This is a genomic window from Streptomyces sp. NPDC005774, from assembly GCF_042871645.1.
Taxonomy (GTDB): Bacteria; Actinomycetota; Actinomycetes; order Streptomycetales; family Streptomycetaceae; genus Streptomyces; species Streptomyces pratens.
Map to the genome: position 1 here is coordinate 140,061 of NZ_JBIAIV010000009.1, position 21,320 is coordinate 161,380.

Genomic DNA, 21,320 nt, shown 5'->3' on the forward strand with positions numbered 1-21,320 from the left:
CCCGCCTTCGGAGGCCCACTCGACCGCGGGGGCCGGTAAGGCCCGCCCGGGGTCCCGCTCACGCGGAGTGGAGCAGAGGCCGCGGAGGCCAAGGCCCCCGAGAGCTCTCAGCCCACCGCCGCGAAGCTCGCGAACACCTCGTCGTCGAGGGGCATGACATCCGGCCCCCGCTCGTACTCCGTGCGCGCGGTCTCCAGCAGCCGGCGCCAGGACGTCACCGTGGGCCGCCGGCGTAGCAGTGCGCGGCGCTCACGTTCCGTCATGCCTCCCCACACGCCGAACTCGACGCGGTTGTCGAGCGCGTCGGCCAGGCACTCCGTGCGTACCGGACACCCGGTGCACACCGCCTTGGCCCTGTTCTGCGCTGCTCCTTGAACGAACAGTTCATCCGGATCAGTAGTGCGGCAGGCAGCCTGCGCACTCCAGTCGGTAACCCAGCCCATACCGGCGCCGTCCTCTCCCGAATCGAGGCTCCCCCACGGCGGCAGCGGCATATTCACCGCCGCCAGTTGAGGACGTTACGGAAGGTGGGCACAGCGCAACACCCCCAGCGGGCCCAATCTTGAATGGCCCGAACGGACTATGGGTAAGCGGCAGATCACCCGGGGGAGTGAGCTGACGACATGCGCGACAATCCCGACGTTTCAGGGCGTTTCACTTGCGCCACAACGGACACCATGTGACACGGAAGGTGGATCCGGACACGTATCCCACACGCTCTGACGAAAAAGTCGGAGAGATCCGGAACGATTCGGAGTCGCCCGACGTATTGATACGTGACCTCACTGCTGTGACAGTTGTGGGCAGCTTAGGCCAAGGCCTGTACGCGTGTCCGGCAAATGAGAACGTAGGCTGCTCCCATGCCAAAGAAGCGCTCGGGTGGTGGTCTGTCGGCAACGCAGCAGGCCGCCAAGTTCCTCGGTGTCAGTGTCCTGTCGGGGGCCGTGCTGGCCGGTATCGCGCTGCCCGCCGTGGGAGCGCTGGGCCTCGCCGCCAAGGGGTCGGTGGAGAGCTTCGACGAACTCCCCCTCAACCTCAAGACTCCCCCGCTGAGTCAGCGCACCACCATCCTCGACGCGGGGGGCGGCAAGATCGCCACCGTCTACTCGCGCGACCGCACGGTGGTCGACCTCAAGGACATCGCGCCGCACCTCCAGAAGGCGATCGTCGCGATCGAGGACTCGCGCTTCTACGAGCACGGCGCGGTGGACCTGAAGGGCGTACTGCGCGCGATGAACCGCAACGCGCAGAGCGGCGGCGTCTCCGAGGGCGCGTCCACCCTGACCCAGCAGTACGTGAAGAACGTCTTCGTGGAGGAAGCCGGCGACGATCCGACGAAGGTCGCACAGGCCACCCAGCAGACGATCGGCCGCAAGATCCGCGAGCTGAAGTTCGCGATCCAGGTCGAGGAGGAGCTGGGCAAGAAGAAGATCCTCGAGAACTACCTGAACATCACGTACTTCGGCCAGCAGGCCTACGGTGTGGAGGCCGCCGCCCAGCGCTACTTCTCCAAGCCCGCCAAGGACCTGAACCTCCAGGAGTCCGCGCTCATCGCCGGCCTCGTCCAGTCGCCGAGCCGGTACGACCCGGTGAACGACGAGACGGAGGCCCTCAAGCGGCGCAACATCGTCCTGGCGCGGATGGCCCAGGTCGGCGACATCTCCGAGGAACAGGCCGCCGAGGCGTCGGACACACCGCTCGGACTGAAGGTCAGCAAGCCGAAGAACGGCTGCATCACGGCGGTCGACGGCGCGGGCTTCTTCTGTGACTACGTGCGTCAGGTGTTCCTGAAGGACCCGGTCTTCGGCAAGACCCCGGAGGCGCGGGCCAAGGTCTGGAACCACGGTGGCCTGACGATCCGTACGACGCTCGACTCGCAGGCGCAGAAGTCCCTGCAGGAGTCGGTCAAGAGCCACGTCAACAAGAGCGACGAGGTGGCCACCGCCGCCAGTGTCATCGAGCCCGGTACCGGCAAGATACTCGCCATGGGCCAGTCGCGTCCGTACGGCTTCGGCAAGAACGAGACGCAGATCAACCTCTCCGTGGACCAGGGCATGGGCGGCGGCGCCGGCTATCAGCCCGGTTCGACGTTCAAGCCGATCGTGGCCGCGGCCGCCCTCGAGGGCGGGATGCCGGCGACGAAGACGTACGCCTCGCCGTACCAGATGGACTACCCGGCCCCGGTCCAGGCCTGCCAGGGCAAGACGTGGAACGAGTCGGGCGTCCCGGTCGAGAACGAGAACGAGACCGAGGTCGGCCCGTACGACATGAAGGAAGCGACCGCGAAGTCGGTCAACACCTACTACATCGAGATGATCAGCGAGATCGGCATCTGCCCGGTGACGGAGCTGTCGAAGAAGATGGGCATAGGGCGGGCCGACGGCAACAAGATGCAGCAGGCGCCGTCGATCGCCCTCGGCACCCAGGAGATGTCCCCGCTGACCATGGCGAACGGTTACGCCACGTTCGCCTCGCGCGGCATGTACTGCACGCCGGTCGCCATCGAGTCCATCAGCCGGCGCGTCGGCGAGAAGTCGAAGTCGCTCCCGGTCCCGAAGTCGACGTGCTCGCGCGCGATGTCGGAGAAGACCGCCGACATCATCAACACGCTCCTGCGAGGCGTGGTCGAGGACGGTACGGGTACGGAAGCCGGTCTCGGCGGCAGCCGCCCGAGCGCGGGCAAGACCGGTACGACGGACTTCCGCTACGCCGCCTGGTTCGTGGGCTACACACCGAACCTGGCCGGTGCGGTGTGGGTCGGCGACCCCGAGCACAAGCGGCAGATGACCGACATCACGATCGGCGGAACCTGGCACGAGAAGGTGTTCGGTGGTCAGGTGCCCGGCCCGATCTGGCGCGACATGATGAGCGGCGCGCTGAACGGCAAGGAGGCCCCCGAGTTCAGCCTCGTCAACATCCCGGACCGCAAGAAGCCCGACGAGGACAAGGGCCGGGGCCGGGGCCGCGGGAACGACGACCGTGACGGCAACCGCAACGACGGCCGCAACGACGACGCCGGCGGGTTCATCGGCGGCCTGGTCGGCGGCGGAAACGGCGGAAACGGCACCAATGGCGGCACCGGAGGCACCGGAGGCACCGGTACCAACGGCGGGGCCGAACCCGACCCGACCATCTCCGTCCCGGAGGGCTTCTTCCAAGGCCCGGGCAACGGGCCGGGCGGACGGCGCTGACAGCACACCGGCGGCACAGCACACCGGCGGCATCGCGAAGGGCCCCTCTTTCCCGCACCGGGAGGGAGGGGCCCTTCGCCGTCGGCCGGACCGGCCGCTCGCTGCGGTCTGCTCAGCCGGCGAGGAGCTTCTTCACCGCGGCGGCCACCCGGCCGCCCTCGGCCTGTCCGGCCACCTTCGGGTTGACGATCTTCATGACCGCTCCCATGGCCCGCGGGCCCTCCGCGCCTGCCGCCTTCGCCTCCTCGACGGCCTGGGCGACGATCGCGTTCAGCTCGTCGTCGGACATCTGCTGGGGCAGGTACCGCGCGAGCAGCTCGCCCTCCGCCTTCTCCCGCTCGGCCTGCTCGGGACGCCCGCCCTGCGCGAAGGCGTCCGCCGCCTCACGGCGCTTCTTCGCCTCACGGGTGATCACCTTGAGGACCTCGTCGTCGGAGAGCTCGCGCTTCGCCGTCCCCGCGACCTCCTCCTTGGTGATCGCGGTGAGCGTCAGCCGGAGCGTGGAGGAGCTGAGCTCGTCGCGCGCCCTGATGGCAACGTTGAGGTCGTCGTGCAGCTTCGACTTGAGCGTGGTCATGCCCCGATTGTCGCAGGAAGGGGAGGAGGGGCGCCCGCGCATTTCCTCCCTGCCCCAAGACTCCCCCAAGACCCGGCGTCCCGGGGCGTGTCAGGGCGGACGGGTACCGGCTCCGGCCGGCCGCCGGAAAGGTACCGCGGACATCCCCTCCCCCCGGATCTGACACGATGGGCGCATGCGCGCGCGATACGGAATCCCCCTGGGAATCACGGCGGCCGGTGCCGCCGGGCTGGTGTACGCGGCGGGCTTCGAGGCCCGCTCCTTCCGGCTGCGGCGGGTGACGGTCCCCGTCCTGCCCGCCGGAATGCGCCCCCTGCGCGTCCTGCAGGTCTCCGACATCCACCTGGTGAGCGGCCAGCGCAAGAAGCAGCGCTGGCTGCGTTCGCTGGCCGGCCTGCGCCCGGACTTCGTGATCAACACGGGCGACAACCTGTCCGACCCGGAGGGCGTCCCGGAGGTCCTGGACGCCCTGGGCCCCCTGATGGAGTTCCCGGGCGCCTATGTCTTCGGCTCCAACGACTACTACGGCCCCAAACTGCGCAACCCTGCCCGCTACCTGATCGAGAAGGCCCAGGGCCGGCACGGCCTGAACGGCAACGACCCGGCCGCCAACGTGATCCACAACCCGTGGGAAGACCTGCGGGACGGCTTCGACGGCGCGGGCTGGCGGAACCTGACGAACACCAGGGACACCCTGAAGGTCGAGGGCGTCACGATCGAGCTGACCGGCCTGGACGACCCGCACATCAAACGGGACCGCTACACGGAGGTGGCGGGCGGCCCGTCGGGCACGGCGGACTTCTCGATGGGCGTCGTCCACGCCCCCTACCTGCGCGTCCTGGACTCCTTCACGGCCGACGGCTACCCCCTGGTCCTGGCCGGCCACACCCACGGCGGCCAGCTCTGCATCCCCTTCTACGGCGCGCTGGTCACCAACTGCGACCTGGACACCGACCGCGTGAAGGGCCTGTCCACGCACACGTCCGAGGGCCGCACGTCCTACCTCCACGTCTCCGCGGGCTGCGGCACCAACCGCTACACCCCGGTCCGCATCGCCTGCCCGCCGGAGGTAACACTGATGACCCTGGTGGGCCGGGAGTAGCAGGCCCGAGGGGCCGGACGGGGCCGGAGGAGCCGAGCGGGGCCGGAAGGCCAGGCGCAGGCCGGAGGGCCAAGCGGGGGCCGACGCGGCCGGCTCAACCCTCATGTCACCCGTCCGGCTCACCCGCATCGCCCCGACCAGGTGGTTCACCCACTCTGGGGTCCATGACCGCCCCGATACCCAGGGACATCCCTGACCTCCCCGTCATCCCGGGGAGACGGACGAATCTCATGCCCTCGTCCGCCCCCGCGGGAGCCGTGGCGCCACCGGTGCGTCGGCCCCTGGTAGCGGCGTACCGCCTGCTCCTGGCGCTCGCGGCGCTCGGGGCGGCGACCGTCGAGATCCTGCTCGGCAGCCCCCCACGAGTCCTGAGCCACTTCGCGATCCAGAGCACGCTCCTGCTGGCCGCGGTCACGCTCGCGTCGGCCCGCCGGGCCTGGACCGCCCGCCGCCCCCTCCCGGCCGCCCTGACCGGAGCGACGCTGGTGTACGTGGTCGCCGCGGCCCTGCTCCAGCACGTACTCCTGGCGGACGCGACACCGGCGTACACGATGACGGGTCCGGCAGGGACGACAGGGACGGCAGACCTGACCGGCCCGGCCGGCACGCTGGCCGCGCTCGCGCCCCCCGCCCTGCACACGGTGCTCCCGATCGCGGCGGTACTGGACTGGCTGCTCCTCTCCCCACCGGCCCGCATGCGCCTCGCCCACGCCGCCGCATGGCTCCTGTACCCGATGGCCTACCTGGCCTTCACCCTGGCCCGCGAACTGTTCCTCCCCGCTGGCCCGGCCCGCCACCTCTACCCCTTCCAGGACACCGACCTGCACGGCTACCGGTACGTCCTGGGCATCTCCCTCCTCCTGCTCGTCGCCCTCTACGGCCTGGCCCTCGCCCTCATCGCCGTGGACCGCACCCGCCCGGACCCCCTCCGCCTCGGCGCCAAAACCGGATTTCGTCTCCAGCCACCGGTGGGCTAAAGTAAACGTCGTCGCCACGAGAGCAGCGACAATCGGGGTGTGGCGCAGCTTGGTAGCGCGCTTCGTTCGGGACGAAGAGGTCGTGGGTTCAAATCCCGCCACCCCGACAGTGAAACAACAAGTCAGGCCCGGTGCTGGGAGATCAGCACCGGGCCTGACTTGTTGTGCGGACCCGTTTTGGGAGCCGACTTCGGGAACCGGCTCCCAGGGCCCGTCTGCCGACGAGAACGCAGGAGCGTGTGTGGTCAGAGCCAGTCCCAGCGCTTGAAAGCGAAGTACAGCGTCAGAGAGACAACAACGATGACGGCGCTGGAAACGATGAATCCCGACTGGTGTCCGAAGCCGGGGTAGGGAAGGTTCTGTCCGTAGAAGCCAGTGATCGCCGTGGGTACGGCGATGATCGCGGCCCAGCTCGTCACCTTCTTCATGATCAGGTTCATCCGGTTCGCCTGCACCGATAAGTTGGTTTCCATCACCGAGGCCACCAGGTCGCGCAGCGACTCCGTCCACTCGTCGGCACGCAGCACGTGGTCGTACACATCGCGGTAGTACGGCAGCAAGGGGCCGTCGACGATGTCGAGGTCGGGGCGCATGAGGGTGTTGACGACCTCCCGCATGGGCAGAACCACGCGCCGGAGCCGGACCAGTGATTTCCGCAGGGCGTAGGACTGGCGCTGTACGGTCTGGATCTGCCGGCCGCCTTCGGCGAAGAGCAGATCGTCCAGTTCCTCAATACGTTCGTCGAGTTGCTGTACCGCGGCAAAGTGCCCGTCGACGACATAGTCGAGCAGGCCGTGGAGCAGAAAGGCGACCCCGTGCGCTGCCAGAGCCGGAGTACGGTCCCACCGGGCGACCAGCTCGTCGAGAGCGAACGCGGCGTCCTTGCGGACCGTGATCAGCGCCTGTGGCGTGAGGATGACCGCGAGCTCACTCATCGTCAGTCCCGCGCCGTCCGGGTCGACGGCTACCGCGTAGACACTGAGGAAGTGATGGGTACGGTAGTTGTCGAGTTTCGCCCGTTGTCCCTCGTGCAACGCGCCCTCGAGAGCCAGCTCGTGGAGACCGAGTTCCTCGCCGACCGCCGTGAACTCGGCGCGGTTCGGGCGGTACAGGTCCAACCACACGGTCGAAGACGGATCCGCCAGATGCCGTGAGATGTCCTGGACCGGGAAGTCCTCCTCGACCAGGGAGCCGGCGCGGTACAGCCGAGTGTGGGCCATGTCGCGCACACTAACGGCACCAGCGGAACATCAGCGGACACCACTGCCGGGCATGCACCCCGACCGGCGGTACCGCCCCGATCACCTTGAAGTCGGCGACGCAGCAGAGACAGCCCTATGGGTGCTCGGTCCTCCAGACGTCGTTCCTGGGGCTCGTGGCGTTCCTCGCCGGTCCGAGGGTCCTCCGCGGGGATCGGGTGTGCCCGATGGGTGCCGGCGGTTCCGGACGCGTTGCCTCTCGGTAAAACGCCTGCTCACGCGCACGTCCCGGGGTCTCGGAGCGGCGTAGAGTGAAGGAATCGGGAGTACTTCGCATACTGGCCACCACGTCGGTGTCGTTCCCGGCGAGCAACAACACCGGCCTCCAAGAGGAGACTCGGGGACAGGTCCGCGTCATGACCGCGACCATTGAACCTAAGATCATCAAAGAACGTCTGCCTTCGGCGTCGGCCCGGCTGTCCCTGGTCCCGACCGGCTCGGTTCCAGGTCTCCTGGACGGTGCCTGGTGGCCCCGCTCCCGTGATCTCCTCCGGGAGATCCCCACTTTGACGGACGCGCTGGACGCGTGCTGGGGTCGGCTCACCCACGTCACCGTGAACCCAGCCCACTGGCCCGTCATCCCGCGCAAGGTCCCCGTCACGGGGCACACGGTGCATGTCGGCTGGTTCGCCGACGAGCAGGACCCGAACAAAGTGATCCTCTTCTCCTACACGGTGGGCCGCCTGGACCTGCTGGTGATCCCTCCGGAGACGGAGCCGGCCGCCGCCGCCCGGTTGATGGCAGCAGCAACCGTTCCCGGAGGTAGCCGCGCCTCCAGCGGTCTGATGGCCGACGAGGCCATGAGCCACGACGCGGCAGAGGCTCGGGGCCGGGAAGAGGAATGGGAGACCGACGGCGGTGCCGCTTCGGCAGCCGGAGCCGCGATCGGGATCTTGAGTCCGCCCTGAGGAGGTGAGGACGTGGAGACAGCCGTCACCGTCGCCGTGATCATCTTCGTGATCATTGCGGGGATGTTCCTGATCCACCGGCTCAACGCGCAGCATGACGAAAGGATCGGGGCGTTCCGCTACAGCGACGCCCTGCCGGAAATCGGTCGGCAGCCCCGTAAGAGCCCACGTGCGACCGCGTCGAAGGGTCCTCCTGCCGACGCCGCACGCCGTGAGCATCGCGAGGGGAGCCGCTGATGACGCGGCCCTGCTTCCAGCCGGGGCGGGCAGGGCGGGGAGTGGCTCACAGGGCGGCGAGGCGCCCGTGGCAGGCGGCGCCAGGACAGCGCGGGTATGGCAAGGTCTGCCCCTGATCGTTTCGGCAGTGCCTCCGATCGGGGCTGATCGTGGTGCATGGTTCACGGCACCGTCAGGGCGCCTGGGGGAAAGCAGCGTGGAGCCCTCGACGAGAGCCGGTCATGATCCGAGGATCCTGCGCTTCTGCTCCTCGAACTCGGTCTCGGTGAGCACGCCCTGAGCCTTGAGTTCGCCGAGCTGTTTCAGCTGTTCGATCTTGCTGGTCATGTCGGGGGCCGGCGGAGCCGGAGACTGCGGGGCAGGGGACGTCGGCTGAGGCGAGAGTGCCTCGGATTCCTGCTGAGCTGCCCAGCGTCCCTGCTGGCGGCGTGACACGCGGTTCGATACGGCGGTCGCCGTTCCGGCGATGGCGGCGGTACGCGCGACCCCGCGGATGAGACCCGGCATGGTGGTTTCCCTTCTGCTCAGCGAGCGGCTTCAGCCGCGTCGAGGGCGTCGAGGACTGCGGACACCGGGATCCGTCCGGAGGCGACCATCCTGGCCCCGCCTCGGCGCAGAGCGGTGGCGAAGGGCGCGGCCCACAGGTTCTCGTAGACCAGGATGCCGGCGGAACTGCCGGGCTCCAGCGCGGTGGCCGCCTCCTCGATGTCGTCCTGGCCCAGGAGACCGGAGGAAGCACCCTCGAAGACGGCCAGGTCGAGTTCGCCGTCGCCGGTCAGGTCGGCGATCTCCATGCCGGTCACGGAACCGTCGTCGTCCTTCTTGACGAACATCAGGTCGAGGATCCTGATCAGGCCGCGGTCCACAAGATCGACCAGCAGGGGAAATCCCTCACCCGTCATTCGGTTACCGGGAAACTCGACGACCAGATAGTCGATCGGGCCCACTTCTTGGGTTTCGTCGCTCACGGCGTCACCTCTGGTGCTCGCGTCCGGTGCTCGCAGCTCTCCCCGTATTCCAATTGCACCATCGGGCCGTGGCGTTCGCACTTCGGTGAACCGTTCACCCGCCTGGTCCACCGGGTCCGCCCGCGTCGGCGTGCCGCATCGCGTGGATCTGCCGGTGTCCACTCCCGGGGAGCAGCCTCACGTCCAGCTCGGCCCCGCTCGCTCGTCGCGGGCCTGGACTCGGACGCGGTTCGCGGCGGTCGGCCGGTTCTGGGCGCCCGCCCTCCGGACGGCCCTGCCGCGGCTCGTGGCCCCGGGAACGGGCGGCTCGTGGCCCCGGGAACGGGCGGCTCGTGGCCCCGGGAACGGGCGGGTCGTGGTCCCGGGAACGGGCGGAGGCCGCCGGGCCCGCCGGGCGTCCGCCCGTCCGTTCCCCGGGCCCCGTCGGGTGGGCGAGGATGCGCGCAGATCTCGACCGTGATCGGTACGCACACCTCGGTCAGAACCGGCACCGGCCCGCTTTCGTCCGGTGTGCGGCCTCGCACGAACCGGCAAAGGCCCCCTCCCCGGCTCCGCGCGCCAGGACCGAGGGTCCCCGGCTCGACCGAACCGACACCTAGAGTGAGAGGTCATGCCACTGCGTGACCGTGATGGATGGCGTGGTCGGGCGCGTGGCGCGTCGCCCCGGCACAGCTGCCCGGGCGGTCACCCCGGTCCCGGGTGAGGAGTACGGATGAGCCAGTGGGGTGTGGTGGTGGCCGGTGGCGTGGTCGTCGGCTACGGGGCGCTCTCGCGGCGGCTGTCGACGACGGTGCTGTCCGGGCCCCTGGTGTTCGTCGTGTGCGGGCTGGTGATCGGGCCTCTGGGCCTGGACCTGATGAACGCGGACCGGGATCCGGAGGTCATCCGGACGCTGTTGGAGAGCGCGCTCGTCCTTGTGCTGTTCACGGACGCGGCGGCGATCAGGATCGAGGACCTGCGCAGGGAGGGGTTCCTGCCGTTGCGGCTGCTCGTGATCGGGCTGCCCGTCACGATGGCGCTGGGGTGGCTGGTGGCCTGGCCCCTCCTGCCCGGTCTGGGTGTGTGGGAGCTGGCGCTGGTCGGCGTCATCCTGGCTCCGACGGATGCCGCGCTCGGACAGCAGGCTTTCTCCAACGAGCGGGTCCCGGCGCTGGTCCGAGGCGGCCTGAGCGTCGAATCGGGTCTGAACGACGGTCTGGTGCTCCCGTTCTTCGTGCTGGCGCTGGCGGCGGCGGGCGAGGGGGAGGGACATCCGGGCGTCGTCGTGACGTTCCTGCGGGCGCTGCTGCTGAGCGGTGCGATCGGGCTCGCCGCCGGTTGGGCCGGGGCGGGCGTGTTGCGTTGGTCGGTTGCCCGGGACTGGAGCACTCCTGCGTGGCGGCAGTTCCTGACGGTCGCCGTTCCCCTGGTCACCTACGCGCTGTGTGACGCGGCCGAAGGCAGCGGCTTCATCGGCGCCTGGGCCGCCGGTCTGGCCTTCGGAAGCCGGCTGCGTGGCGCGCCGTCAGGACGTGTCGCTCGCGCCGAAGGCCCGGGTCCCACGCAGAGCGCGAAGTTCAGCGAGCGGCTCGGGCTCCTGCTCTCCTCGGTGAGCTTCCTGGTCTTCGGCGCGGTCATCCTGGGGCCGGTCCTTCAGCACCTGACGTGGCGGATGGTGGTCTACGCGCTGATCAGCCTGACCGCGGTCCGGATGCTGCCGGTCGCTCTGGCCATGGCCGGCACCGGTCTGCGGGCCGCCTCCGTCGCCTACATCGGGTGGTTCGGTCCGCGCGGGCTCGCCTCCCTGGTCTTCGGCCTGCTGGCCTTCGAGGAGCACCTGCCCGGGGCGACGCTGCTGAACGGCGTCATCGCCGTGACCGTGGGCCTGAGCGTTCTCCTCCACGGCGCCACGGCCCCGTTTCTGGGAAACCGCTACGGCGACTGGTTCACCAGGACGCTCCGCACCGAACCGGGCCTGCGGGAGAACGCACTCGGCGCCGACAAGGCTCCCGGCATACGCGACCCCCACAGCCCTTGACGAACACGGCGACCGTGCCACCCGTGGCGTTCGGGCCCGCCGATGACGAACCACAGGTGGTGCGGTACAGCCCCGCTCCGAGCGTTTTCGCAGGCGTCGGCGGTTGCGGCAGCTCCCCCTTCCGCACCTCAGACACCCCCTAGCGGGCGAGCGACCCGTTCTGGTCGCCGGAAGCGGACTGCCACGCCTGCATGCCCGCCCGGGACGCCTCCTTGGCCTGCCGCCACTTCATGGCCGCCTGCTGGGCCGGAGGCACGTCCATGTCGCGGATCATGCGCCGACCTGCGGCAAACACGGCGGCGGCCGCGATGACCATGCCGGTGCCCGCCACCACGGCACCGGCCGCGGTGAGCACGGCACCGGCCGTGACGAGCCGGGTGTCGATGTCGATCGAGTGCAGGGGCTGGTGATGGTGATGGTTCATGACTCCACCATCCAACGACAGGCGGCCACCTCGCATCCCGGGCAACGGCACAAGAAGCCGGAGCGCCCCCGTACGGGCAGGTGCGGCCTTGGTGGCAGGCGAGGGGGCGCCGGTGACCGGGGCCGGTGGCGACGCGCTGACGATCGCCGTGGTGCCGGGCGTCACCGCCGGCACGGTCATCGCACAGGAACCCCGTCCGGCACGGAGGCCGGGTCTGGCCCGAGTCGCCGGGAACGCCGCCCGGAGACACGTTGAAAAGGGAGCACCACATCAGAACATGCAGGCGGACCCGCTCCGCTTCGGACAGGTACGCGGCGGCTCCGCCCTCGACCCGCACAACTCACGGTGATCAACGGTGGCCGTACCCGTTCCCGGACCGGCCCGGACCTGTGTGATCGGCCGGTGGGCGTGGGCGGCGAACCGTCGGAAATCCGGGCGACGGCCACCGGCCCGGCTGACACCCTGGCGCACATGACCACGTCACCGACGGCGAGACAGCGACTTGCCGCGCTTCACAGCCATGCGGCCGTGAACCGTGAGGACTTCACCGGCCAAAACCTTGCTTCCACCCGCACGTCGCGGCTGCGGTTCACCCGCTGCTTGTTCATCGGGGCAGATCTACGCCACGCCACCCTGGACGGGTGCTGGTTCAAGTTCTGTGACCTCAGTGGCGCAGACCTGCGCGGGGCTTCACTGCGCGGGGTCAGCCTGGCCGGATGCGATCTACGGGGTGCCGACCTGCGCGACACCGATCTGACCGGCGCCAGAATCGGAAGCGTGAACACCGGTAGGCCCCCGCGCGGGCTGACCGACGTCACCGGGGCCCGGTTCGAGGGAGCAACCCTGCGCAATGTTCAAGCGGAAGGCGTCCTCGGTTGGCCACCCGAGCACGACGGGAACGAGTAGGGCCTGCCGGGCGGTGCGCCGATCTCCACCCCGACCAGGCTGAGGTCGGGCACCGGCCCGCGCCAACCGAAGCACCCGGCGACGCCACGCGAGACCACGACCTACAGCCGGAGTATCGAGCGGCAGCAGGATCACACCCGGTCCCATGCCCGGAGCGCCGAGCCGACCATGTACCCCATGGCCGTCCACGTCACGCCTCACGCCTCTTTGCGTGTTCTCTCACGCGGCAAGGAGGGAACGCGCAATCGTTCGCCTTGCGGCTCTTCCGGATCCGCGGGCCGCTCGAGAACCGTTCGGGAGGGGTGCGGGTCAGCCCCCCGGGGATTTTCGCGGGTGGCCGGGGGGCTTTCCTCCACGGGCACCTCCGCCCATACCGTCTTGCCGACGGGCCTGCGAGGCGTCGATCCCCAGCGCAGGGACAGGACGTCCACCAGAAGCAGTCCCCGGCCCGACTCCCCCTCCGGGCACGACGTGGGCGGGGCCGGGGGCAGCCGCTTCTCCGAGGCGGCGTCCGTGACCTCGATGCGCACCAGGTCCGCGGTCGTGTCGAGGGTGAGCCGGAGGCGGAAGTCGCGTCCGGGGGTCCGGCCGTGTCGCACGGCGTTCGCCGCGAGTTCGCCGACGACCAGGGCGACCGCGCACGACGCGTCCGACTCCGGCGGGTGGCCCCACTCCTCCATGCGCCGGACGGCGAGGCGCCGGGCGAGCTGCGCACCTCGCAGTGAGGAGGCGAACTGCCCGGACCAGGAGGGGGGTTCGTGTGCGGTGCCGTCGAGTGCGGCAGCGGCAGCGGCCGTAGTCCGGCGCGGCCCCTCTCCCGGGGCTGTCGTTCCTGTCAGCACGGCTTGTCCGTCCTTGTCCGTCGAGCTGAGACGTCTCGCGGCGCACGCGATGCGTCACGTTCCGTGAACAAGAGTCGTCCGATCGCCCTACGCTCGAAAGGTGACATCGCATTACCTTTCAGGCGGTAAGGAACGGAAGTGACGCTTTGGCCAACGGAATTGATCCGAGTACGTCGATGGCGGCGCTGTTCGGCGCCCGTGTACGCCGGCTCCGCACGGCGGCCGGGCTGACCCAGGCCGAGCTCGGCGCCAGGACACATGTGGTCAGCACGCGGATCACGCAGATCGAGCGGGCGTCCGGGGCGAAGCCGACGCTGGAGCTGGCGCGTGCGCTGGACGCGGTTCTCGGCGCGGACGATCTGCTCGTCGAGTTGTGGCCCTACGTGTACCGGGAGGCGTTTCCGGACTGGTCGCGGAAGTTCATGGAGTACTCGGAGCGGGCGGGGGCCATCAAGCAGTACGCGGCTCATGTGGTGCCGGGTCTGCTGCAGACGGAGGACTACGCGCGGGCTGTGCTGAGTGTCGGCCGGACGCTGGGCGGCGAAGAGCAGTTGGAGGAGCGGGTCGCCCTTCGGTTGGGACGGCAGGAGCGCCTCGGTACGCCCTGCCGTCCCGAGCTGTGGGTGGTCCTCGACGAGGCGGTGCTCAGGCGTCCCGTCGGAGGCCAGGCGGTGATGCGCGAGCAGTTGGCGCTGCTGCTCGGGACCGCGTCGGAACCTCACATCACCGTGCAGGTACTGCCGTTCGACCAGGGCGAGCACGACGTCATGGGCGGCTCGCTCACGGTGCTCACCCTGCCGGACGGTTCGGAGACCGCCTACACGGAGGGCGCGCACTACGGCCAACTCATCGAGGATCCAGGGGAAGTCAGGAGTTTCGCGCTGACCTACGATCGGCTGCGGGCGGCAGCTCTGCCCCCGCTCATGTCCCTCGACATGATCCGATCCGTGATGGAGGACAACCACCGTGGAGCGAAGGTCCCATCCCGATCCGACCGGCGCCGTCTGGCGCAAGAGCAGCTACAGCAATCAGGAGGGGGGCGACTGCGTGGAGGTGGCCGACGGGTTCCGGGCCGTCGTGCCCGTCCGTGACAGCAAGGCCGCCCCGCACGGTCCGGCACTGTGCTTCACAGCCGCCGCCTGGGCCGCCTTCATAGGCGAGTTGAAGGGTGACAGGCAGCACCGTCCCTGAGGTGGCCGGGTTTCGGTCGTCGTCCGTCCGCCGGGGTCACCGGGTCCTCGTCCGCGAGGGTCCGGTGGGCCGCTGACCTCCTGAAAGAACCGGGGGAAAGAACTACCCGCCCGCCCACCCTCCCCGCCGGAAGGCTCGCGTCACTCGTGCGGGTGACCGGCTTGCGGGCGCGGGATTCGGGCGGTTACGTTCACCGCGACAAGCTCGACAACCGCAAACAGATACGGCCCCCGGCCGGGAGTGGCTTCCCGAACGAGGGCCTCACCGATCAGGAAGCACCAACCTTCCCAATGGCTGACTCGCAGTCTAACGCGCGCCTGCGCGCCGACGCCGGAGCTCCGGCCTCCGGCGTGATCCACGTACGCGCCCGGCTCACCGCCGACTTCACCGTGATCTCCAACGCCCTCGCCCAGCGGCGCGGCAGCGCGGTCACCATCGGCGTGGCGGTCTACATCCTCTCCCTGCCCACCGGCTCCCGCGTGTCCATCGAGGCCCTGTGCGCGCACTTCAGCGAGGGCGAGATCCTGATCTCCCGGGCTCTGAGGGAGCTGGAGTCCGCCGGGTACCTGGAACGCCGTTGCGAGCGCCTGTCCTCTGGGCAGATCCGCACCCGGACGTACTTCTACGACGTCCCCGGCGGCGCACCGCAGCCGGACCCGGACGACTCCTCGGAACCGCCGAAGCCGACCCGGCCCCGGAAGTCGCCCGCTGCCGAGCGCGCCACGTCCCCGTCGTCGACGGCGGTCAAGGAAGCGACGTCCGCCCCTGCCTCCGTCCCCGCTGCGGACCGGCCGGAGGAGCCGACGGCACTCTCCGACGCCGACCCGCAAGCGGTCGCCGTGCTGGCCTCGCTCCGCCGCGTCGATCCGCGGCTCCTCCTGTCCGAGCGGGAGGCCGCGCGGCTGGCGCCGGCCGTCGGGCAGTGGCTCGCGGCAGGTGTCACGCCCTCCCGGATCACCGCACATCTCACGGCACGGCTCCCCGACCACTTCCTGACCCGCCCGGCAGGCATCCTCGCCTTCCGCCTCCGGGAAACGCCCCTGCCCGCGCCCCCTCCGGCACCGCTCCCGTCGTTCGCCGAACGCCCGGCCCTCCTCCCGTTCCAGACCTGCGAGGGCTGCGAGCGCGCCTTCCGCGCGCCGGAACCCGGGCAGCGCTGCCGGGACTGCCGGCGCCACGGTAAGAAGTCGCCCGCCGCCGCCTGAGCCGACGGTTCAGAGCGCTCGGCCGACCGGGAAGGTCTCGAAGGCCGACCGGAGGAGACGTGCCTTGCCGCCCCTCTCCCGGGAGGGGAGGCGGGCGGCGCCCCGGCTCGGCCGCGTCAGTACTTCTGACGTCCGAACTGCTTCGATTCCTTCAGGTGTTCAGAACACTCGGTGTTGTGGCAGGGGCCGGGGCGCCACACGGGCACGACGATTCCGAGAGTCTTGTGCCTCCCCTTCACCATCGTGGTCACTGGCTGCTTGCAGACCGGGCAGACAAGCGCTCCCTGGGGACCGGCCTCGCGTTCTGCTTTACTCATTCTTTAATACTAGGCTTTTCGGTCATATAAGGACACCGGGAGCGTGCGCGCATCCTCCGCGCCGATCAGCCCGCCGGTCGAGGCGGATCCTTCCCCTCCTAGTCCTGTTCGGCAGGTGCGTCTCCGTCGGGGCCGGGGTTCTCGGTGGTTGCCGACTCCGGCGACGAGGCCGCCTTCCCGTCCTGACCGGCGGGCGCCGGATGGGGCGGGGCGGGTCGGAGCAGGCTGAGGGCCACGGAACCGGCCAGGACGACGACGATGACCGCGAGACTGACCGGTGAGGGGACCTCGGGAATGCTGGTGCTGATCGTCTTGTGGGATGCCTGAAGGACGAGCTTGACGCCGATGAAGGCGAGGATGATCGCAAGGCCCTTGCTCAGGTAGTGGAACCGGTCCAAGAGTCCCGCGAGCAGGAAGTAGAGGGCCCGCAGACCGAGGATGGCGAACGCGTTGCTGGTGTAGACGATGAAGGCGTCGTCGCTGACGGCGAGAACGGCGGGAACGCTGTCGACGGCGAAGATCAGATCGGCCGCCTCGATGGCGGCCACCACCGCCAGGAGCGGGGTGGCCATGCGCTTGCCGGCTTCCTTGACGAAGAACTTCGCCCCGGCGTACTCGTCGCGGACCGGCATGATCTTGCGGAGCAGCCGTACGGCGAAGCTTCTGCCCGGGTCGAAGTTCTCCTCCTCGTCCTTGAGGAGCTTGTAGGCGCTGTAGAAGAGGACGGCGGCGAAGGCGAAGAGCACGGCGGTGAAGCGGCTGACCACGGCGACGCCGAGGGTGAGGAAGATCCCGCGGAAGACCAGGGCGCCCATGACGCCGAAGAACAGCACACGGTGCTGGTAGGCGCGGGGCACCTTGAAGTACGCGAAGATCACGGCGAAGACGAAGAGGTTGTCGACCGACAGGCTCTTCTCCAGGAGCCATGCGGTGATGTACTCCGTGCCCGCCGTCGCCCCGAGGACCAGGAAGACGACCGCACCGAAGGTCAGGGCGAGGCTCACCCACAGAACGCTCCAGGCGCCGGCTTCCTTGAAACCGATGACGTGCGCGGTGCGGTGGGCCAGCAGATCCGCCGCCAGCGACACCACCACCGTCGCGGCGAACGCCCCCCACAGCCAAAGCGGCACCTCAAGCACGCCAGCCACCCCTCCACGACCCATACCGATACAAAGAGGCCATTCATCGCATTTTGTGTCCATTCATGCACTTGAGCGATCCAGGAGGCCGGGCCGGTGCCCCGACCGGGCGGTGTGCGGAGTGTGGCAGTCTTCGGCCTGCCACATTGCCGACTGCTCACCGATCACTCGCGGATCGCCCACCGACGGTTTACGGCCAGTACTTTCGTAGTAGCGGCAGCGGCAGCGGCAGCGGCAGCGGCAGCGGCAATGGATGGTTCAGTGGGCGAGGGCCCGGGACAGGAGCGATGGCATGATCATTTTCGGCACCAAGGGGTACCTCTACCAGCTCGCGATACTCACGCTGGTGTGCTCCCAGTGCGGAAATCCCTCCGCGCACACGCTCAGGAAGCGGGTCACGAAGTTCACGCTGTTCTTCGTGCCGCTGTTCCCGGTCTCGACGAAGTACGCGACGCAGTGCACCTTCTGCGGCGCCGAGTCGAAGGTGACCGCGGAGCAGGCCGAGCAGTTGCAGGCGCAGGCTTCGGGTGGTCCCGGTGGCGGTCAGGCGTACGGACAGTCGCCCCAGCAGCACCAGCAGCCGTACCAGCAGTAATGCCGCACGCCGCTGGTCCTCAGAAGTACGGGCCCGCGAGGGCGGCCCACGGGGCGGCCACGGCGACGGGGACCAGGGCCAGGATCCAGCGGGGCTGGTGGCGGGGCGGGCGGGTGAACGCGAAGGCCAGTGCCGCCGCGCCCAGGACGAGCCCCGCATATCCGGCGTACCAGCCGCGTTCGACGGCGCCCCGCGCCCACAGGCTGATGCCGGTGCCCTCCAGCTGCTCCTCGAGCGCGCTGCCCGTGTACGGATCACCCCACCCGGCCGCCACGGACGCCACCTGGCAGGTCACCAGGGCCGCGAGGACGAGGAGGACGGGGGTGGGGAATCGTTCCTCCACCGTGTGCCGTACACGCCACAGCAGGTAGAGGACCACCCCCGTGACCGCCGGGGCGACCGACACCGTGTACGCCGCCGTGTAGACCCTCGTGTATGCCCCGTCACCGGCCTCCGCCGAGGGCGCGCCCGAGGTCGCCGCCGCTCCCAGCACCTCGGCGCGGTCGAGGAGGCTCCAGATCTCCGGAATCGCCACGTACCGCGCCGACGCCCACAGGAGCACCAGGGCGCCGACGAGCAGCCACTTCGCCCTGGTACCGAAGCGGCCTGCGTCAAGCACCCGGTCGGGCAGAGTCATGGCCGGATGATAGCCACAGCGGCTGCACGGACCCTTCCGGGCAACCCATCTATGCTCCACGCGGCAGGTCAGGTGGCAGGTAAGGAGCGGATGCCTCGATGGTGTTCAAGCGGCTGCTCGGTTCGTCGGGTGTGGGCGGTCCCTCGGTCGACACGATTCTGGAGCCGGGGCCCGTCCGGCCCGGCGGGACGCTCGCCGGGCAGGTGCGGCTCGTGGGCGGCGACACCGCGTTCGACGTCGAGCAGGTGGCCCTTGAGCTCGTGGCCCGGGTGCGGGACGGGGGAGGGGAGGGTGGGGGAGCCGCTGCCGTCGCCTTCGAGCGCTTCGCCATCGGGGGTGGGTTCCGGCTGGACGAGGGTGAGGCGCGCACCGTGCCGTTCGGGGTGACGCTGCCGTGGGAGACACCCGTCACCGAGCTGGAGGGCCGGGAACTGGACGTCCGCCTCGGCGTGCGGACCGAGGTGGAGGTCACCGGGACGCAGGGCCCGGACGCCGGCACCGACCGGGACCCCGGCCTCGACCCCGGCTCCGGCCTCGATCCGCTCGATGTCGGCCCGCTGCCCGCCCAGGAGGCGATCCTCGAGGCGTTCCGGCAGCTCGGGTACGGGCTGCGGTCCGCCGGTCTCGAGCACGGCCGCATCGGCGGCACCGGGCAGCGGCTGCCCTTCCACCAGGAGATCGGGCTCACCCCGGCGCCCTCGTACGCGGACCGGGTGGAGGAGATCGAGCTGACCTTCCTGACCCACCCGGGCGGCATCGACGTCGTCCTGGAGGCCGACAAGCGGGGCAGCGGGAACGCGGGCGGCGACGACGACACCGGACACGACGCGCTCAGCCGGTTCACCGTGGGCCACGACGACGCCCGCGACTGGGCCACCGAGGTCGACGGCTGGGTGCGTGAGCTGGTCGAGCACCGGGAGGCGTACGGCAACGACAGTGCGTACGGACACGGCGGACCGCACTCCTCCGGGCCGGGTATCGGCTGAGAATCCGGCTCCCGCCAACGCCTCGCGGCAGTGTCATGACAGCGGCTTCATCACAGCGGCTTCATCACAGCGGCGTCGCCGTCCACAGGATCCAGAACAGGGTCACCGCCGCGTTGGCGGACGACATCGCCGACGCGGCCGTACCGGCGGCCGCTCCCCAGGCCGCCAGACCCGCCGAGGTGAACACCTCCGGCCAGGGCCCGGTCGCCGGAGCCGGGGCGAGCAGTGCCGCCACCCGGCGGGGGATCGGTCCCGGCGCCGCGAACGCGGGCAGGGGCGGGCCGCCGTCCCGGGAGGCGAGGGCCGCCCTGCCGATGGCGGTGGCGACGGTACGGCGGTCGCCGACCGTACGGGCCGCCTCCTCGTCCGCCCAGCGCTCCGCCGCGTACGACACCGCCGTGTGCAGAGGGCGCAGGAACGGGTTGGCGTGCGCGGCCAGCCGTACGGCCATCAGGAACCGGTGATGGCGCGCGGTGAGGTGGGCGCGTTCGTGGGCGAACAGCGCGCGGCGTTCGGCGGGGGCGAGGTGGTCCAGGAGCGCGGTGGTGACCACGACGCGGTCGCGGCGCGGTCCGCTGCCCGGAAGGGCGTACGCGTACGGGGTGTCATCGGGCAGGACCGCCACCTCCGTGTCCGGCAGACCGTCCAGGGCACGGTGGGCGCGGCGGCGGGTGCGGACGTGCCGCCACAGGGTCCGGGCGCAGGCCAGCAGCACCGCGCACAGCGCCGGGATGGCGGCCTTTCCCACGATCTCGTCGTACGGGACCGCCTCCCGCACCTCCGGGTCCGACCAGCCGTCGGGCAACGGGTTGCCGGGCAGGGTGGCGGTGCCGACCACCATCACCAGGCACAGGCACACCGTGCTGCACACCGCCATCACCGCCGCCACCCAGGTCAGCATCCGCGTCGCGGTGCGCGGGTGGAGATGCTGTGCGGCGAGCCGGGCGATCGGCCATGCCGTCAACGGCAGGACGAGCGGCAGGAAGACGAACACCCCCATGAGGCTTCAGTCTTCCCCGTCGCTCCGGGGCTGACGCAGCAGTTCCCGCAGCAGTCGTTCGTCGTCCGGGCCGAGGCCGGTGACAAAGCTGGCCAGGACCGCCTCCCGGTCGCTCTCGGCGTCCAGCACCCTGCGCATCCGGTGGGCGGCGAGGCCGGCGTGGTCGGAGGCGGGGGTCCAGGCGAAGGAGCGGCCCGCGCGTTCACGGGTGACCGCGCCCTTCGCGAGCAGCCTGGTGAGGATCGTGATGACCGTCGTATAGGCGAGGTCCTGGCCCAGGCGCTCCTGTACCCAGCCGGCCGTCGCGGGGCCGTCCGCCTCCCGCAGCGCCGACAGCACCAGTGCCTCCAACTCGCCCTGCCGACGCCGCCGGTGACGCTGACTGTGTTCGACCACGGCCTGCCTTCCTTCCGTCGCCCTCCCGTTCCCGGGCGGTCATCGTACAGACGAGCGAACGCCGTCAAATTCTCTACATTGCTGTAGATTCTACGGGCGGCATCCGGCAACGGCTCACGAGAAGGACGGACGGACCCCCATGTTCGGACTGAGCGAAATCGCGATCATCCTCATCGTCCTCATAGCCGTGCTCGCGGCGAAAAAGCTGCCCGAGCTGGCCCGCTCGGCCGGAAAGTCCGCCCGCATCCTCAAGGCCGAGGCCCGCGCGGCGAAGGCGGAGGCGGAGGCGCAGGAGGACGAGCAGCGGTCCCCGTCCCAGCAGCCGCACCATCCGCAGGGGGAACAGTCGGACGCCCCTCGTGTCATCCAGGGGGAGACCGTCACCCGGGACACAGCCGTCGACGGCAGCCGCACCCAGCAGTAGCGGTAGCGGTAGCGGTAGCGAG

At 70.0% G+C, this 21,320-nt stretch carries 23 protein-coding genes, 1 tRNA gene and 1 pseudogene; 14 read left to right on the top strand and 11 right to left on the bottom strand.

Annotated features, from left to right (window positions below; genetic code table 11):
• Positions 1-107: 107 nt before the first annotated feature.
• A complete protein-coding gene (locus ACFYQA_RS11470; protein ID WP_388914940.1) occupies positions 108-443 on the bottom strand; it encodes a WhiB family transcriptional regulator in 336 nt (111 codons plus the stop codon).
• A 417-nt stretch (positions 444-860) separates the two neighbouring features.
• Here ACFYQA_RS11470 and ACFYQA_RS11475 point away from each other — a divergent pair, with 417 nt between their 5' ends.
• On the top strand, positions 861-3,191 hold the full coding sequence (locus tag ACFYQA_RS11475; protein ID WP_388914942.1) for a transglycosylase domain-containing protein: 2,331 nt from the start codon (positions 861-863) through the stop codon (positions 3,189-3,191).
• A 112-nt stretch (positions 3,192-3,303) separates the two neighbouring features.
• Here the strand turns inward: ACFYQA_RS11475 and ACFYQA_RS11480 are convergent, their stop codons facing one another.
• Positions 3,304-3,768 (bottom strand): GatB/YqeY domain-containing protein, encoded by a 465-nt coding sequence (locus ACFYQA_RS11480; RefSeq protein WP_388914945.1) that lies wholly within the window; start codon positions 3,766-3,768, stop codon positions 3,304-3,306.
• A gap of 175 nt (positions 3,769-3,943) precedes the next feature.
• Here ACFYQA_RS11480 and ACFYQA_RS11485 point away from each other — a divergent pair, with 175 nt between their 5' ends.
• The 3 genes from ACFYQA_RS11485 (at position 3,944) to ACFYQA_RS11495 (ending at position 5,954) form a co-directional block, all read left to right on the top strand.
• Positions 3,944-4,870: a metallophosphoesterase gene (locus tag ACFYQA_RS11485; RefSeq protein WP_388914948.1), complete on the top strand. Its 927-nt coding sequence runs from the start codon at positions 3,944-3,946 to the stop codon at positions 4,868-4,870.
• Between the two features lie 164 nt (positions 4,871-5,034).
• Positions 5,035-5,847 (top strand): Pr6Pr family membrane protein, encoded by an 813-nt coding sequence (locus ACFYQA_RS11490; protein ID WP_388914951.1) that lies wholly within the window; start codon positions 5,035-5,037, stop codon positions 5,845-5,847.
• A gap of 33 nt (positions 5,848-5,880) precedes the next feature.
• Positions 5,881-5,954: transfer RNA gene (locus ACFYQA_RS11495), tRNA-Pro, on the top strand.
• 138 nt (positions 5,955-6,092) lie between these two features.
• Here the strand turns inward: ACFYQA_RS11495 and ACFYQA_RS11500 are convergent.
• Positions 6,093-7,067, bottom strand: coding sequence for a magnesium transporter CorA family protein (locus ACFYQA_RS11500; protein WP_388914954.1), 975 nt, complete (start codon positions 7,065-7,067; stop codon positions 6,093-6,095).
• A 395-nt stretch (positions 7,068-7,462) separates the two neighbouring features.
• On the opposite strand from ACFYQA_RS11500, the gene ACFYQA_RS11505 reads away from it, so the two are divergent.
• A complete protein-coding gene (locus ACFYQA_RS11505) occupies positions 7,463-8,014 on the top strand; it encodes a DUF5994 family protein (RefSeq protein WP_388914957.1) in 552 nt (183 codons plus the stop codon).
• Positions 8,015-8,026: 12 nt separating this feature from the next.
• Positions 8,027-8,251 carry a hypothetical protein gene (locus ACFYQA_RS11510; protein WP_388914960.1) on the top strand — a complete coding sequence of 75 codons (225 nt, stop codon included), beginning with the start codon at positions 8,027-8,029 and terminating at the stop codon, positions 8,249-8,251.
• A gap of 219 nt (positions 8,252-8,470) precedes the next feature.
• Here ACFYQA_RS11510 and ACFYQA_RS11515 read toward each other — a convergent pair whose 3' ends face one another.
• Positions 8,471-8,758, bottom strand: coding sequence for an SHOCT domain-containing protein (locus tag ACFYQA_RS11515; protein ID WP_388914962.1), 288 nt, complete (start codon positions 8,756-8,758; stop codon positions 8,471-8,473).
• A 17-nt stretch (positions 8,759-8,775) separates the two neighbouring features.
• The gene (locus ACFYQA_RS11520) at positions 8,776-9,219 is read right to left on the bottom strand and encodes a DUF6325 family protein (protein WP_326753946.1); all 444 of its coding nucleotides are present in this window, start codon (positions 9,217-9,219) and stop codon (positions 8,776-8,778) included.
• 712 nt (positions 9,220-9,931) lie between these two features.
• On the opposite strand from ACFYQA_RS11520, the gene ACFYQA_RS11525 reads away from it, so the two are divergent.
• The gene (locus ACFYQA_RS11525; protein WP_388914965.1) at positions 9,932-11,236 is read left to right on the top strand and encodes a cation:proton antiporter; all 1,305 of its coding nucleotides are present in this window, start codon (positions 9,932-9,934) and stop codon (positions 11,234-11,236) included.
• 139 nt (positions 11,237-11,375) lie between these two features.
• Here the strand turns inward: ACFYQA_RS11525 and ACFYQA_RS11530 are convergent, their stop codons facing one another.
• The gene (locus ACFYQA_RS11530; RefSeq protein ID WP_388914968.1) at positions 11,376-11,660 is read right to left on the bottom strand and encodes a hypothetical protein; all 285 of its coding nucleotides are present in this window, start codon (positions 11,658-11,660) and stop codon (positions 11,376-11,378) included.
• A gap of 402 nt (positions 11,661-12,062) precedes the next feature.
• Between ACFYQA_RS11530 and ACFYQA_RS11535 the strand changes: the two genes are divergently transcribed.
• Positions 12,063-12,566 carry a pentapeptide repeat-containing protein gene (locus tag ACFYQA_RS11535; protein ID WP_388914971.1) on the top strand — a complete coding sequence of 168 codons (504 nt, stop codon included), beginning with the start codon at positions 12,063-12,065 and terminating at the stop codon, positions 12,564-12,566.
• Positions 12,567-12,916: 350 nt separating this feature from the next.
• Here ACFYQA_RS11535 and ACFYQA_RS11540 read toward each other — a convergent pair.
• Positions 12,917-13,288: pseudogene (locus tag ACFYQA_RS11540) on the bottom strand (ATP-binding protein); the annotation flags it as partial.
• A 296-nt stretch (positions 13,289-13,584) separates the two neighbouring features.
• Here ACFYQA_RS11540 and ACFYQA_RS11545 point away from each other — a divergent pair.
• The 3 genes from ACFYQA_RS11545 (at position 13,585) to ACFYQA_RS11555 (ending at position 15,804) form a co-directional block, all read left to right on the top strand.
• Positions 13,585-14,499 (top strand): Scr1 family TA system antitoxin-like transcriptional regulator, encoded by a 915-nt coding sequence (locus ACFYQA_RS11545; protein ID WP_388915157.1) that lies wholly within the window; start codon positions 13,585-13,587, stop codon positions 14,497-14,499.
• The gene (locus tag ACFYQA_RS11550; protein ID WP_388915160.1) at positions 14,462-14,599 is read left to right on the top strand and encodes a DUF397 domain-containing protein; all 138 of its coding nucleotides are present in this window, start codon (positions 14,462-14,464) and stop codon (positions 14,597-14,599) included. The genes ACFYQA_RS11545 and ACFYQA_RS11550 overlap by 38 nt, the downstream gene beginning before the upstream one ends.
• 290 nt (positions 14,600-14,889) lie before the next feature.
• Positions 14,890-15,804: a hypothetical protein gene (locus tag ACFYQA_RS11555; protein WP_388914973.1), complete on the top strand. Its 915-nt coding sequence runs from the start codon at positions 14,890-14,892 to the stop codon at positions 15,802-15,804.
• Between the two features lie 415 nt (positions 15,805-16,219).
• Here ACFYQA_RS11555 and ACFYQA_RS11560 read toward each other — a convergent pair whose 3' ends face one another.
• Complete coding sequence (locus ACFYQA_RS11560; protein ID WP_388914976.1) at positions 16,220-17,260, bottom strand: TerC family protein; 1,041 nt, start codon at positions 17,258-17,260, stop codon at positions 16,220-16,222.
• Between the two features lie 292 nt (positions 17,261-17,552).
• On the opposite strand from ACFYQA_RS11560, the gene ACFYQA_RS11565 reads away from it, so the two are divergent.
• The gene (locus ACFYQA_RS11565) at positions 17,553-17,855 is read left to right on the top strand and encodes a zinc-ribbon domain-containing protein (protein ID WP_388914978.1); all 303 of its coding nucleotides are present in this window, start codon (positions 17,553-17,555) and stop codon (positions 17,853-17,855) included.
• 19 nt (positions 17,856-17,874) lie between these two features.
• Here the strand turns inward: ACFYQA_RS11565 and ACFYQA_RS11570 are convergent, their stop codons facing one another.
• Positions 17,875-18,492, bottom strand: coding sequence for a hypothetical protein (locus tag ACFYQA_RS11570; RefSeq protein ID WP_388914980.1), 618 nt, complete (start codon positions 18,490-18,492; stop codon positions 17,875-17,877).
• 98 nt (positions 18,493-18,590) lie between these two features.
• Here ACFYQA_RS11570 and ACFYQA_RS11575 point away from each other — a divergent pair, with 98 nt between their 5' ends.
• A complete protein-coding gene (locus ACFYQA_RS11575; protein WP_388914983.1) occupies positions 18,591-19,478 on the top strand; it encodes a sporulation protein in 888 nt (295 codons plus the stop codon).
• A gap of 64 nt (positions 19,479-19,542) precedes the next feature.
• On the opposite strand, the gene ACFYQA_RS11580 is transcribed toward ACFYQA_RS11575, so the two are convergent.
• The gene (locus tag ACFYQA_RS11580) at positions 19,543-20,478 is read right to left on the bottom strand and encodes a M56 family metallopeptidase (RefSeq protein WP_388914986.1); all 936 of its coding nucleotides are present in this window, start codon (positions 20,476-20,478) and stop codon (positions 19,543-19,545) included.
• Positions 20,479-20,484: 6 nt separating this feature from the next.
• Positions 20,485-20,874, bottom strand: a complete 390-nt coding sequence (locus ACFYQA_RS11585; protein WP_388914989.1) for a BlaI/MecI/CopY family transcriptional regulator — start codon at positions 20,872-20,874, stop codon at positions 20,485-20,487.
• Between the two features lie 139 nt (positions 20,875-21,013).
• Between ACFYQA_RS11585 and ACFYQA_RS11590 the strand changes: the two genes are divergently transcribed.
• Positions 21,014-21,298, top strand: coding sequence for a twin-arginine translocase TatA/TatE family subunit (locus ACFYQA_RS11590; RefSeq protein WP_388914992.1), 285 nt, complete (start codon positions 21,014-21,016; stop codon positions 21,296-21,298).
• The last annotated feature ends 22 nt before the right edge of the window (positions 21,299-21,320 follow it).